At 58.2% G+C, this 13231-nt stretch carries 13 protein-coding genes; 10 read left to right on the top strand and 3 right to left on the bottom strand.

The annotated features are described in order from the left end of the window. The 4 genes from ACPF7Z_RS18290 to ACPF7Z_RS18275 form a co-directional block, all read left to right on the top strand. The coding region (locus ACPF7Z_RS18290) for a hypothetical protein (RefSeq protein ID WP_425194677.1) at positions 1-1146 on the top strand (1146 nt) is incomplete at its 5' end. Positions 1147-1258: 112 nt separating this feature from the next. Next, positions 1259-2326, top strand: coding sequence for a WD40 repeat domain-containing protein (locus tag ACPF7Z_RS18285; protein WP_425194676.1), 1068 nt, complete (start codon positions 1259-1261; stop codon positions 2324-2326). A 132-nt stretch (positions 2327-2458) separates the two neighbouring features. Further along, positions 2459-4021, top strand: a complete 1563-nt coding sequence (locus ACPF7Z_RS18280) for a GNAT family N-acetyltransferase (RefSeq protein WP_425194675.1) — start codon at positions 2459-2461, stop codon at positions 4019-4021. A gap of 8 nt (positions 4022-4029) precedes the next feature. Next, positions 4030-4839, top strand: coding sequence for a zinc-dependent peptidase (locus tag ACPF7Z_RS18275; RefSeq protein WP_425194674.1), 810 nt, complete (start codon positions 4030-4032; stop codon positions 4837-4839). On the opposite strand, the gene ACPF7Z_RS18270 is transcribed toward ACPF7Z_RS18275, so the two are convergent. Next, complete coding sequence (locus tag ACPF7Z_RS18270) at positions 4828-5157, bottom strand: hypothetical protein (protein WP_425194673.1); 330 nt, start codon at positions 5155-5157, stop codon at positions 4828-4830. The genes ACPF7Z_RS18275 and ACPF7Z_RS18270 overlap by 12 nt on opposite strands. Continuing rightward, on the bottom strand, positions 5154-6035 hold the full coding sequence (locus tag ACPF7Z_RS18265; RefSeq protein ID WP_425194672.1) for a LysR substrate-binding domain-containing protein: 882 nt from the start codon (positions 6033-6035) through the stop codon (positions 5154-5156). Before ACPF7Z_RS18265 ends, ACPF7Z_RS18270 begins: the two co-directional genes overlap by 4 nt. A 132-nt stretch (positions 6036-6167) precedes the next feature. Between ACPF7Z_RS18265 and ACPF7Z_RS18260 the strand changes: the two genes are divergently transcribed. Continuing rightward, positions 6168-7352 carry a TauD/TfdA family dioxygenase gene (locus tag ACPF7Z_RS18260; RefSeq protein WP_425194671.1) on the top strand — a complete coding sequence of 395 codons (1185 nt, stop codon included), beginning with the start codon at positions 6168-6170 and terminating at the stop codon, positions 7350-7352. A gap of 76 nt (positions 7353-7428) precedes the next feature. After that, positions 7429-8115, top strand: a complete 687-nt coding sequence (locus ACPF7Z_RS18255; RefSeq protein WP_425194670.1) for a TVP38/TMEM64 family protein — start codon at positions 7429-7431, stop codon at positions 8113-8115. A 10-nt stretch (positions 8116-8125) separates the two neighbouring features. Here the strand turns inward: ACPF7Z_RS18255 and ACPF7Z_RS18250 are convergent, their stop codons facing one another. After that, a complete protein-coding gene (locus ACPF7Z_RS18250) occupies positions 8126-9439 on the bottom strand; it encodes a glycosyltransferase (protein ID WP_425194669.1) in 1314 nt (437 codons plus the stop codon). 344 nt (positions 9440-9783) lie between these two features. Here ACPF7Z_RS18250 and ACPF7Z_RS18245 point away from each other — a divergent pair, with 344 nt between their 5' ends. From ACPF7Z_RS18245 to ACPF7Z_RS18230, 4 genes are all read left to right on the top strand, one after another. After that, a complete protein-coding gene (locus tag ACPF7Z_RS18245) occupies positions 9784-10863 on the top strand; it encodes a tartrate dehydrogenase (protein ID WP_425194668.1) in 1080 nt (359 codons plus the stop codon). Positions 10864-10955: 92 nt separating this feature from the next. Continuing rightward, positions 10956-11393 carry a hemerythrin domain-containing protein gene (locus ACPF7Z_RS18240; RefSeq protein ID WP_425194667.1) on the top strand — a complete coding sequence of 146 codons (438 nt, stop codon included), beginning with the start codon at positions 10956-10958 and terminating at the stop codon, positions 11391-11393. A gap of 98 nt (positions 11394-11491) precedes the next feature. After that, entirely contained in the window at positions 11492-12034 is a 543-nt protein-coding gene (locus tag ACPF7Z_RS18235; protein WP_425194666.1) for a lipocalin family protein, read from the top strand. Between the two features lie 191 nt (positions 12035-12225). Beyond that, the gene (locus ACPF7Z_RS18230; protein WP_425194665.1) at positions 12226-13215 is read left to right on the top strand and encodes a succinylglutamate desuccinylase; all 990 of its coding nucleotides are present in this window, start codon (positions 12226-12228) and stop codon (positions 13213-13215) included. Positions 13216-13231: the final 16 nt, after the last annotated feature.

The following is a 13231-nucleotide window of genomic DNA, read 5'->3' as shown; positions in this document are numbered from 1 at the left end:
GCCTGGCCCGGGGACACCGGCGCCACCGCCTTCATCGAGGCCGAGTTCGTGGCCATGCAGAGCGGGCGCCGGCTGGTCAACGTGCTCGGCCAGTTGCTCGAGGCGGGTATCCGGGTCAATCTGATCGGCCATTCCCTGGGGGCGCGGGTGATATTGACCGCCCTCAACCTGCTCGGCGAGCGCGGTGTCCAGCAGCGCATCGACCATCTGTTCCTGTGGCAGCCGGCGGTGGCCGACAATGCGCTCTCCCCGGATACGCCCTTCAGCAACGTGCCACCGCGCGACGGGCTGTTCACACCCGACCCCCACCGTCCGGGACGCGAGGTGCATCCGCTGGGCATGGGCACCTTCCCCAGCGCCCACCGCGCCGTGCGCAACATCGTCGTGCTGCATTCCCACGAGGACGGCATCCTCGGCCCCTCCGCGCACGAGGACACCGGCGAGTGGTACGACCCCCGGGACTGGGCGCAGCAGGTGAGCGCCTTCGTGACGGATTCCAGCGACGACCGCACCGGCACGCTGGGCGGCGCCTACCCCAAGAAGTGGTGGACCTTCCCGCCCTTGATCGCCGGTGGCCTGGGCTACTTCAGAGATTATTACTTCGAGCGCGGCCGAGCACTGGCCCCGGGTCAATGGGAGGCGGCCTTCCTGGTAGCGCTGCGTGAGCGCGCCCGGGACGACGCCACCATCCAGCGGCGCATCGATCGTGCCTGGGACGCCCTGACCCAGGCCATCGTCGACGAAGCACGACGCATCCTGGCGGCGACACCCCCGGGGCCCCTGCATCCCGAGGCGCGTTTGCCGGATTACGACCTGCTCAAGCCGCTGGCCCACCACTCCCGCATCAGCGAGCACATGGCCCTGACCTTTGCTGAACACCTGCGTGAACTGGGGCAGGAACACAACTGGCAGCCCGGGGACGGTAAGGTAAGGCCGGCATTGGGTTTGGTGGGGTTTGAGGATGTGAAGAAGGAGCCGTTTTTCCGAGAAAAACTCAAGGCGACAACGTTTGATGAGGTTAATCAATCGACCTGGCTATTCGAGCATTCGGCGATGAAATACCCGACCGAAGAAATCTTCATCAAGAGTTACAAACTAGGCATCATGGATAGAATCAAGGGAGGCTCGGGCTTTGGCCAATATTGAATGCAGACGTGGGCTGCTAATGATCAGGACTGCGTTAGCGCTAGCCGTCATCTTGATGCTGACGGCTTGCGCCTCATCCAGTTCTCAGCCAAGTGGGAAGCTAGGCCCTGTCATGGTGCTGGGCATCTCCAGCGATGGCCGCTATGCGATCAGCACGCACCTTTCCAAGCATCTCGTGCTCTGGGATCTGGAGCAACGTCAGCGCAAGATTCTCTCGACCAACGCCAATATCTACAGCGCCTATTTTATCCACGAGCGTGATGCTTTCCTGTGGCAGGATCTCGACAATAAGGTACGGGTGCAAACGATCGATGGTGAAGTGCTCCAACAATTCGCACACTTCCCCACCTATGGCCACGTCATGAATACCTCGCTCGAGCACTATATTGCTTCCGATGACGAGTGGAATCTTTTCCACGGGCATGGCAACGCCATGCAGACCATCCTTAGCGATGGAGATGTCCCCGGTGTCGTGAGTGCAGGCAAGTTGCTGCATATCAGTCTGTCGGAGGAGCGTGGCCTATTCACTACGGCTGGCTACGACAATCGCGAGCGCTTCGATCTCGAGAAGCATCCTCCTATCGTGAAAGGCCAATCGTTCGGCAATTACGGAGGGGTCTTTCTCTGGGATATTGAGACGCTTAAACCTATCGCACAATTACCTGGAAATAACGTCAAGGTCGATGCTGCCATCAGTCCCGACGGGCAATGGGTCGTCACGGGTGATGAGAATACCATTGGATTATTCTGGAATACGCAAGCACCTGAGGAAAGCTTCGATATGGCAGCCAGCGGACTAGGCGTCTTTAAAAGGGATTCTAAACTTCCGGTAGGCGATCCAAGGAAATGGGATGACAGCCGGCTCATATCAGCCCCGGAAGATTATACGGACACCACCGTCGCCCTGGCCTTCATCAACGACAGCCAGGAATTCCTGCGCTTCGGTTATCGCTCCCACTGGGTTGCGCTGTTCGAAGCAGGCAATCCCTGGCCGCAGAAATACTTCGACCTCGGCGACGATCCGCACCCCTCTACCGCCTCCTACCTGCGCAGCCTGAGCATCGCTACCTCGCCCCAGGCCAAGGTACTGGTGACCGGCCACCACGACGATGGCGGCATCACTGTCTACCGCTACGATCCGGAGGCACGCACCTTGAACAAGGAGTGGGTCGGCGAATAGGTTTCATCGGTACCGGAGGAGACAACGCCGTGACCGTTTCTTGTCGTTTACGGCTCGTCTGCGTCCTGCCAACAGGCTGGCGCATGTTACCATCAGGGCATTATTTCTCCTGACCAAGGATCCCTGACGCCCATGTCCCTAGACGATCTTCATCTCAACTTGCGCAACCTGGCCCCGGAGGATTATCCCCAGCTCAAGGTACTGATGGATAGTATCTACGACGATATCGGAGGCGCCTGGTCCAAGCTCACCATCGACAAGCTGATCAGCGAGTTTCCCGATGGTCAGATCATCATCGAGGATGACGAGCGCATCGTCGGGGTGGCATTGACCGCCCTGGTGGATTACGAAGGGTTCTCCAATCCGCACAAATACGACGATCTGATCGGTCACCGCGAGGTCATTCTCAACGCGGCAGATGGCGACGCCATCTACGGCCTGGATGTGCTGATCGATCCGGCCTATCGCGGGCATCGCCTGGGACGCCGCCTCTATGAAGCGCGCAAGGACCTGTGCCGTTCGATGAACCTTCGGGCGATTCTCGCCGGTGGGCGCATCCCTAACTACCATCTGTATGCCGACGAGATGTCGCCCAGCGCCTATCTGGACGCCGTGGCGCGCAAGGAAATTCACGATCCCATTCTATCCTTCCAACTGGCCAACGACTTTCTGGTCAAGCGGTTGCTGCGTAAATACCTGCCGGAAGACGAAAAATCCCAGGGCTATGCGACGCTCCTGGAGTGGAATAACATTCTCTACGAACCCGCCGAACGGATACTCGAGACCCGCAAGACACAGGTGCGGGTCGGTGCGGTACAGTGGCAGATGCGCGAATTCGCCTCGGTGGAATCGGTGTTGCAACAGGTTGAGTATTTCGTCGATGCAGTCGCCGATTACCAAAGTGATTTCGTGGTGTTTCCCGAGCTGTTCAATACGCCGCTGATGGGCTTGACCGATCAATCCGATCAGGTACAGGCGATTCACTTTCTCGCCGGTTTCACTGAGCGCTTCAAGACCGAAATCTCGCGCATGGCGGTCTCCTACAATATCAACATCGTGGCCGGCTCGATGATGGAAGTGGGCGAAAACGGCCGGCTCTACAACGTGTCGTACCTCTGCCATCGCGATGGCAGCACCGAGCGTCAGTCCAAGCTGCACATCACGCCTCAGGAGCGCCGTGACTGGGTCGTGGAAGGCGGCGACGAACTCCAGGTCTTCGATACCGACGCCGGGCGAGTGGGTATCCTGATCTGCTATGACGTCGAATTTCCCGAATTGCCGCGACTGCTCGCCGAACAGGACATGGACATTTTGTTCGTACCGTTCTGGACCGACACCAAGAACAGTTACCTGCGGGTGCGCCACTGTGCTCAGGCGCGGGCCATCGAGAACGAATGCTATGTGGTGCTGTGCGGCAGCGTGGGCAACGTGCCGTCAATCGAGAACCTGGATATCCAGTACGCCCAGTCGTCGGTGTTCTCGCCCTCGGACTTCGCCTTCCCTCACGATGCGGTGCTCTCGGAATCCACGCCGAATACCGAGATGGTAATCTTTTCCGATCTGGATCTGACGCGGCTCAAGGTGGTGCGCTCGGAGGGCTCGGTCACCAACTTGAAGGATCGGCGCAAGGATCTGTTCGATCTACGCCTACGGGACTGGTCCTGGAAGTCCGGTAGCCGGCAGGAAGAGAGTTAACAGCCGCCATGCTGCGCTGGTGGCATCGCTGGCGGGCCGACCGTTTCGCCGTCCGCCATCCGTTTCCCGATCAAGCCTGGCAGGAAGCACGCTCGCGATTGCCGCTGATTCGTTCACTGAGTGACGTCGAGGCGCTGCGTTTGGGGCAACGTGCCTGGCATTTGCTGCACAAAAAGCGCCTGTCGATTCCTGAAGAGAGCGAACTCGATCTCCCCTCCCGGCTTGGATTGTTCGCCCAGGCCGGACTGCTGACCTTGGGTTGGGACGACGCGGATGCCTTTGATGCATTCGCCAACGTGCACGAAGTCCTGTTGCTGCCGGACGTCTTTCGACGCCAGGCAAACGACATGGACGAGGCTGGCGTAGTGCATGAGTACCAGGACGAGCGAGTCGGGGAGACTTGGTATCAGGGTCCGGTGGTACTATCGCTGGCCGATACCATGGCCAGCGGTGACTGGAGCGGCTTCAATGTGATCATTCACGAATTTGCCCATAAACTCGACATGGGCAACTCTCAGGATGCCGATGGCTTCCCGCCGTTGCCGGCGGATATGTCGGCCACGCAGTGGCATCGAGTGTTCACCGCCGTCTGGAACGATCTGCAGGATCACCTCGAGCGAGGGAAATCGCCGCCCATCGACGATTATGCAGCGAGCCATCCCGGCGAATGTTTCGCCGTGTGCTGCGAGTATTTTTTCACCGCACCGCAGGTACTGGCCGACGCCTACCCCGAACTCTACGCCTTGCTCGAGCACTATTTCCGTCAATCGCCGCTAGAACGTCTACCTAACACGGGCCTCGTCGACTCACTCCGGTGAGGTGGACCAGACCTGCGAACGCTCGGGTGGTATCGATTCCGGGCACTTCTGAGCACGGGTCGACCAGGTCGTGCCATCGGCCTGATGACAGATGCTCGGACCGGACTCATTATCGTCCTCGCTTCTCTCACGTTCGGAGGGTGTCGTCATGAGGCGCGAACCATCGATGACGATCTCGATATCGCTCTGCCAGGAATAGCCATGATCGCCACGCCCAACCTCATCGGCGGATACTTGGCTAAGCGATCCCAGCATCCCCCACCCCATTACGACGATAGGGCCGCCGAAACGTCGAGCGACCTGTGATATAAATGTCATTTTTTTATCTCCGAGTTCGCCGAGTTGCTCAACCATTCCCACAGTAGCACCGCCTCTGGGCGATGTACTTGTCGTATCGGTCGCACCAGCCAGAAGCGCTCCTCTGTAGGCGCACGGTGCTCGAATGGCGCTACCAAGTCGTCTCGCTCACCCAACAGGCCATGATGAATCAAGGCCACTCCACCACCTTGCGCTGCAAGCGTTAGCGTCATGATCTGACTATCGCAGGATAACGCCCGACACTGCCGGTCAAGCCCTGCCACCCCCGCCTCCTCCAGCCAGGCCGACCAGCCCACCGCAAACCCCGGTGCATGCAACAGGGTTTCGCCTGCGAGATCTTCTGGAGAGTGCAAACGCTCCGCCAACTCAGGTGAACAAACGGGCACCATTGCCTCGTGGCCCAGCGTCAGAAGCTCAACCCCTTCCCAATCGCCGAGCCCATAACGAATTTCTATGTCCGCCCCCTCCACACCAAAATCCTCGCGCCAGATCGCGCTGACCACATGCACCACGACATCCGCATGACGAGCATGGAAATCCACCAAGCGCGGCGCCAGCCATATCTGCTGAATGACCGGCGTGACACGTAGCGTGACCGCGGCTTCTGGGTGAGATCCGAAGACTTCCACCGTACCTTCGAGCAATCGGGAGAAGGCCTCTTGCACACTGGGCAACCACGCCTGACCAGCAGGCGTCAGTGCCAGACTTCGCGGATAACGCACAAAGAGTTGCTGACCCAACCGGTCCTCGAGCAGGCGGATGCGCTGACTGACCGCCGACTGGGTCACGCCCAGCTCTTGCCCTGCCCGCGTAAAACTCAGCGTACGAGCAGCAGCCTCGAAGGCTTGCATCCAGAGAATAGGGGGTAACGAGTTCATGGAAAAGGGTGCCATAAGCTGAGCTGGGTCATAGCCCCCAGATTAATCATTTGTCACGGCCTCGTACAGGCGACACTCTGGGAGACCTTCGTTACTCGTCATACTCTCACGATCGTCCAACCAGAGGTTCCGATGAGCACTACCCTCGCCGAATCGAACACCGGTCAGCACTCCATCGACATGGGTGAGCTATCACCCCATACGAAAGGCCCGTCGCTTGTCGATGCCGCGATAGCCGACAACTGCGTCGTGCTGAATTGGCACGATGGCAGTCGGGCATCTTTTCCCCTGCTATGGCTGCGCGATCATTGCCCTTGCACCCGTTGTCGCCATCCATTGACCCGGGAGCGCCTGTTCGTACCGCTAGCGGATATCGATGAAGCACCTCAGACAACACTGGTCGAAGGAGGCCTTCGCTTAAAGTGGACCGATGGTCATGTCAGCCTCTTCGATTCGGTATGGCTGCACCAAAGACGCCCCGATAACGACACCGATCTTGCCAGCGAGCTGACCCGAATTCGGCGTCCCTGGTCCGCAAACTTCACGCCGGCGCATGTCACTCACGCCGATTTCATGACGCCAGACGGTGAACACCAATGGCTTGAGGCGTTACTGCGCGACGGCCTGGTACTGCTCGACGAAGGCCCCCTGGCCGATGAGGAAGTCAGTCGTATCGCGACACGCATCGGTCCCATGCGGCCCACCAATTTCGGCGCACGCTTCGATGTGTATTCCAAACCCAATCCCAACAACGCAGCTTACACGGCAATTGCTCTGGCGCTGCACAGTGACCTCCCCAACTGGCGCCAGCCGCCGGATATCCAGTTGCTGTACTGCCTGCAGAACGAAGCCGAGGGTGGCGAATCGATCTTCGCCGATGGTTTTGCGGTGGCTGAGGAACTACGCAAGGAAGCACCAGAGGCCTTTCGTATCCTCAGCAAAACCTCCATCGATTTTCGTTTTCAGGATGAGGAACAGGACATCGCCACCCGCGCGCCGATCATCGAACTGGATGATGAGGGCCAACTGAAGGAGATCCGTTTCAACAACTGGATTCGCGATACCCTGCGTTTACCGCTGGACAAGATTAATGCCTGGTACGCCGCCTATCGCCGGTTCTGGCAATTGCTGCACGATCCGCGCCATCAGATCGAATTCGCTCTCGACCAGGGCCAGATGGTCGCTTTCGACAATCGCCGAGTACTGCATGGTCGTCGCGCCTTCGATCCCAACACTGGCAAGCGCCATTTGCAGGGCACCTATCTGGACATGGACATGCTCGAATCGCGGCTTCGAGTATTAAAACGCCGGATATGATCCACGCAAGCATTGGCCGGCGTGCAGGGTACGCGTATCCTAGGCGCGACTTCCATGAGCGGATCCTTCTATCGTCATGTCTCGCCCGCTGGTTATCGTTATTACGCTGTTGGTCGTGCTGGCCAGCCTGGGCCTGCTGTGGCAATGGCTGGCCATGCACGACGTGCTAAGCGCTGAACGCCTGTATGGCCTCATCGATTACACTCTGGCCTGGCGGAATTCTCCCCTCGCGATACTGGTAGTGACCGCTGTCTATGTCGGCGCCTCGCTGGTGATGTTTCCACTGAGCATTCTGGTGGCTGTGACGGGCCTGCTGTTCGGCCCCTGGTGGGGGTTCGGCTATGCCATGGTCGGCAGTCTGGTGACTTCAGCCGTCACTTTCTGGCTGGGTCGGCGGCTGGGTCGCGAGGCGCTGTTACGTCACGGGGGGGAGCGGCTAAACAAGATTGCTCGGCTTCTGGCAGGTCGTGGTATCCGAACCATGACGCTGATTAATCTGCTGCCCCTGGCGCCCTTCACCTTGACCAACATGATGGCCGGCGCCTTTCATCTCAAATTTCGCGATTACATGCTGGGATCGTTCATCGGCATCATTCCGGGGCTGCTCGGGATTTCCTTGCTTGGTAGCCAACTGGGCTCGTTGATCGCCGCGGAGAATCGAACTGAATTACTGTTCGCTCTGGGTGGTATCGTCCTCGCAACCCTGGTGCTGATCGGGTTGAAACGTTACAGCATGCGCAAACAAGAAACGCGCCGCGGATAACCAGCGGCCCTCATTTCTGAAACGCTTCGGGTTCTTCATCGGCAGGATTGATCAAGCCCAGCATGGGCTGATCCTGAAAGACGGAACGCAGTACGCGCCCGCGATGCCGCAGCATCTGCCATTCCGCGCCCAAACGCGCTCGCGCCCGCTCCCAGGCATCCTGATCGGCATGACTTATTGGTCCCCCGGCGGCAATGGCACGGCGATAGACCTCGAGACAGCGAAGCGCACAACAGCCCTCGTCGAAGGCTTTTGCTGTCTTCAGCGCCCCTTCTCGCAACCGATTACGATGCGCCTTTTCCTGTAGATTATTCAATGCCATGGCAAGTGCTTGGGCATCATTACCGGCAAGCATATAGCCATTCTCGGCGTTTTTCAGCACCTCCCGCACGCCGGGGGCATTGATCGCCACCACCGGCAAACCGGCGGCCATTGCTTCGACCAAGACCATGCCCTGAGTCTCACTGTGAGATGCGAAGGCAAACACGTCCATGGCATGATAGGCATCGATCAGTGTCTGGTCGTGCAACTTGCCGGCGAAATGAAAGCGATCGGCAACGCCAGCACTTACTGCAACCTCATGCATTGCCAGACGGGCATCACCATCACCCACGATCAAAAAGTGCGCCTTAGGTTCCGCCACCAGCAAGCGTGCCACGGCGTCGGCCAGAAACGGCAGATTCTTCTCCCGCGCTAGCCTGCCGACATGACCTACTACATAGGCATCCTCGGCGATTCTCATACGTTGCCGCAGCCAAGCACCGTCGCCGCGCGAAAAGCGCCGGGTATCGACTCCACTCGGGACAACGTAGATGGCATCGTTGGCCCCGCGCTGCAGCATGAGCTCACGCACGCTTTCACTGGGGGCAATCACCGCATCGCATAGTTTGGTGTATTCGGTGGGTAGTGCTACCGCAAAACGCTGCATGCGCGGCGAGTTGCCCGGCACATAGTGGGTGTAATGTTCATAAAGCGTATGGTGGGTGAAGATCAGCGGCAGGCTATAGGTTTCCGCCGCGCGAGCAGCGGTGTCACCCAGCAAAAAGGGATGATGCGAATGCACGATATCCGGTTCGAAGGCTTCGATGGCCTCGTAGAGCTGGCCGGGGATCGGTACCGGTAACGAAAAGTCACTGCCATTGAAATGCTGTACCGCCGCAACGCGAATGACGTCCGCCTCATGAAGTGGCTGTCCTTCCAGTTTGGGCGCCACCACCAACACCCGATGCCCTTCCGCCTGCAAGCGAGTCTTGAGCCGTTGTACCGACTCGCTTACCCCTCCCACGATAGGTCGGTAGGTATTGGTAAACATGAGAATATTCAACCATCATCTCCCTTGGCCATCGATGCCATCTGCTTGCTCATCGTCTATGATACGTTGTCATCGTTTTGCCGCCAGTGCTTGTATTCCCTCGTTTTCATTGCGGTTACCTTCCGTCAGCATAGGCGATGTAGGCTATCCAGCGCAGCGCTCCGCGGCACCGACAACCAAAAATATTACAAGAATATGCCTCGACCTGGACAACCCAGTACGCACTCACGAAGCATCGATCGCCGGGGCTGCTAGACTGACGAATCAATGGTTTTGCACAAGGCTCCCCCATAGGCGTGGGCCATCCCGATGCAATCCATGACACGCTATCTTACCAATTTGACGAGGAGTTTTTCATGGCCCATCGGATCGCGGTCATTCCTGGTGATGGTATTGGCACCGAAGTGATACCGGAAGGAGTGCGTGTGCTGGAAGCCGCGGCTGAACGTTTCGGCGTTTCTCTGACCTTCGAGCACTTCGACTTCGCCAGCTGCGACTACTATCTGGAGCATGGACGGATGTTGCCGAACGACTGGTTCGACACTCTGTCCGGCTTCGATGCGATCTATTTCGGTGCCGTCGGCTGGCCGGAAAAGGTGCCGGATCATATCTCCCTGTGGGGCTCGCTGTTGCAATTCCGTCGGGCCTTCGATCAATACATTAATCTGCGGCCGTGTCGCTTGATGCCGGGCATCAAGAGCCCGCTGGCCGGACGTGAACCGGGCGATATCGACTTTTACGTGGTGCGCGAGAACACCGAAGGCGAATATTCAAGTGTCGGGGGCAGGATGTTCGAGGGCACGGAGCGCGAGGTAGTGATTCAAGACACCGTCATGACGCGCGTGGGTATCGACCGGGTGCTCGAGTACGCCTTTGAACTGGCCTCCAAGCGCCCGCGCCGCTCGCTGACGTCGGCGACCAAATCCAACGGCATTTCCATCACCATGCCTTACTGGGACGAACGGGTAAAAGCGATGGCCAAGCGCTACCCGGATATCAGCGTCGATCAGTTTCATATCGACATTCTCACTGCCAATTTCGTGCTGCATCCCGACTGGTTCGATGTGGTGGTCGCCAGCAACCTGTTCGGCGATATCCTTTCCGATCTCGGCCCCGCCTGCACCGGCACCATTGGCATCGCCCCCTCGGCCAACATCAATCCTGAGGGGCGCTTCCCCAGTCTGTTCGAGCCGGTGCACGGGAGCGCCCCGGACATTGCCGGCAAGAACCTCGCCAATCCCATCGGCCAGATATGGTGTGGCGCCATGATGCTCGAACACCTGGGCCACGACGATGCCGGCAAGGCAATTATTCAGGCCATTGAGCGCGTGCTGGGCGACAGCGCTCAGAAAGCATCGTTGACTCCCGATATTTGTGGCGAGGGCACGACCCAGACTCTGGGTACAGCAATCGTCGACGCAATAGCGTCCGTATGACTGTGATTGAACAGCATAATTGGATAAAATTTTATTTTTGTATAGTATTTGTATGAGTTTCAACAGGCACGACTCATAGAAAGGAAATGACCATGACATTATTCGAAGCACTTCGCGATGATCATGACACCCAGCGCACCCTGCTCGACCTACTGGTCAAGACCGAGGGGAATAGTGAAGGACGCGACGAGCTGTTCCAAAAGGTCAAGGCCGAGCTGCAGCATCATGCAGCAGCGGAGGAACGCGCTCTCTATATTCCAATGATGGAACATGACGCCACCCAGGAAAAAGCGCGACACAGCGTTGCAGAGCACCACGAGATCGACGAGCTGATCGAAGCCTTGGAGGCTACCGACTACAGCTCTCCGGGCTGGGTAGCCTCGGCGCAGAAACTTCAGCATCTGGTGACCCATCACCTCGATGAAGAGGAGCAGGAGGTTTTCCAGGCCGCCGGCAAGGTACTCAGCAACGATCAGAAGCAGGATCTGGCCGGTGTCTATCGCCAGGAAATGGACCACCAGCGCAAATAGTCGTGCTATTGAAACGAGAGAGGCAGTTTCCCTGGGTCGCTAGCACGAGGCTGGGGGCTGCATTATTACTAGTTCAAAGGTTGGTCAAAGGAGCCCTCATGCGAGCCTCGATCCCGGCGATATTCGCCATCATCACCTTGAGTGCCGGCTGCACCGGCATTCCTGAAGGGACTCAGGCCGTACGCAATTTCGATCTCAAGCCTTATATGGGGCGCTGGTATGAAATCGCGCGGCTCGATCACTCCTTCGAGCGCGGCCTGGACTGCGTGACGGCGGAATATAGCCGGCGGGATGATGGGGGCGTGAAGGTAATCAATCGGGGCGTGAATCTCGAAAAAGGCGAACCGGACATCGCCGAAGGCAAGGCCTACTTCATCGAAGACGAGAACGTGGGACGCTTCAAGGTCAGTTTCTTCGGCCCCTTCTATGGCGGTTACAACATCCTCGAACTGGACGCCAACTATCAGCACGCCCTGATTGTCGGCCCCAATCGCGACTATCTATGGATCCTATCGCGCACCCCGAGTCTGGAAGAAGACGTCTATCAACGCCTGGTCGAACGCGCCAGAATCCTTGATTTCGCCACGAATGAACTGATCGAGGTCGAACAAGGCCAAGCATGCGAGCCCTATCGACAGTAAATTTCATCTTCACACCGGCTTTTTTCATCGGTTCGACCTAGCCTCTTGCAGTACCGTCTCGTGATGGAGATTGTGTTTCAATCGATTATTTCGCAGGCAATCACAATAAATGGATATGCAGCCGTTCTTCACGTCTTCGAACATTCATTGCTTGGCTCATATTGAAAGCCTATCCAGGCGGAGTATCCGTCGTGCTCAATGACTGGCTCGAGCTCACGCTGGCAGGTCGCCAACCGGAAAGTCGCGAGGGTCGCTTAGCCGGCGTCCATTTCGTGATCCACGACCCGGGCGTTCTCGAATTACGACCGGACAAGAGTGCCCCTGACGCTCATGCCTGCATCATCTCGGCAGGCATTCACGGTAACGAAACGGCGCCCATCGAACTGCTGGGTGAGCTGCTCGCGCGCCTGGAAGCCGGCCTGGTCAGCGTCGGGGCGCCGGTATTGATCATTCTCGGCAATCCGCCCGCCATTCGCCTCGGTCAACGCTTTTGCACTACCAACCTCAACCGGCTATTCCAACGCGGATTGACGGATGAAGGTGACGAACCGCAGCGCGCCCGGCAACTAATGGCCGCGGTGGACGATTTCTATGCACGTCATTCGCGGCCGCGTCTGCATTACGATCTGCATACGGCAATTCGCGATAGCCGCTATCCGCGTTTTGCCGTCGAGCCGTTCGACGACACCGTTGTCACGAACCCTGAGCAGTGGCGTTGGCTGGCCGGTGCCGGGCTTCAGGCCGCTCTGCATCAACATCAACACAGCTGGACCTTCTCGCACTACTCGAAGCACTATCATCACGCTCAGGCATTTACCCTCGAACTGGGTAAAGTTCATGCTTTCGGAGACAATGACCTGGCCGCCCTGAGGCCAATGCGCGTATTGCTCGAGGCGTTGATTGCCGGAGGCGAGCCTCAGGAGAAGAACCCCGGTAATATGGTCTTTTTCCGTGTCGCTCATGAACTGATGCGTGAATCCGAGGATTTCGCCCTGTGTTTCCCGGAAGACACGCCCAATTTCAGCGAGTTTGCTGTCGGCACCCGGCTTGCCCGGGATGCGAGCGCAGGCGACTTTACTGTCTCCGATGCTCCTTTGGCAGTGGTGTTTCCCAATGCCAAGGTGGAAATCGGTGCCCGGGCCGCTCTGCTGGCCCGAAAAACACCGCCGCCGGATGACTGATACGCCCCGTTTCAAT

The sequence above is a fragment of the Halomonas sp. GXIMD04776 genome (assembly GCF_049808615.1).
Classification (GTDB): Bacteria; Pseudomonadota; Gammaproteobacteria; order Pseudomonadales; family Halomonadaceae; genus Modicisalibacter.
This window is presented reverse-complemented; position numbering and strand designations above follow the sequence as displayed.

Excerpts from the sequence above, each read along its gene's own strand:
- ACPF7Z_RS18285 (WP_425194676.1), top strand. The coding sequence starts at position 1,259 with ATGGTGCTGGGCATCTCCAGCGATGGCCGCTATGCGATCAGCACGCAC.
- ACPF7Z_RS18280 (WP_425194675.1), top strand. The coding sequence starts at position 2,459 with ATGTCCCTAGACGATCTTCATCTCAACTTGCGCAACCTGGCCCCGGAG.
- ACPF7Z_RS18275 (WP_425194674.1), top strand. The coding sequence starts at position 4,030 with ATGCTGCGCTGGTGGCATCGCTGGCGGGCCGACCGTTTCGCCGTCCGC.
- ACPF7Z_RS18270 (WP_425194673.1), bottom strand. The coding sequence starts at position 5,157 with ATGACATTTATATCACAGGTCGCTCGACGTTTCGGCGGCCCTATCGTC.
- ACPF7Z_RS18265 (WP_425194672.1), bottom strand. The coding sequence starts at position 6,035 with ATGAACTCGTTACCCCCTATTCTCTGGATGCAAGCCTTCGAGGCTGCT.
- ACPF7Z_RS18260 (WP_425194671.1), top strand. The coding sequence starts at position 6,168 with ATGAGCACTACCCTCGCCGAATCGAACACCGGTCAGCACTCCATCGAC.
- ACPF7Z_RS18255 (WP_425194670.1), top strand. The coding sequence starts at position 7,429 with ATGTCTCGCCCGCTGGTTATCGTTATTACGCTGTTGGTCGTGCTGGCC.
- ACPF7Z_RS18245 (WP_425194668.1), top strand. The coding sequence starts at position 9,784 with ATGGCCCATCGGATCGCGGTCATTCCTGGTGATGGTATTGGCACCGAA.
- ACPF7Z_RS18240 (WP_425194667.1), top strand. The coding sequence starts at position 10,956 with ATGACATTATTCGAAGCACTTCGCGATGATCATGACACCCAGCGCACC.
- ACPF7Z_RS18235 (WP_425194666.1), top strand. The coding sequence starts at position 11,492 with ATGCGAGCCTCGATCCCGGCGATATTCGCCATCATCACCTTGAGTGCC.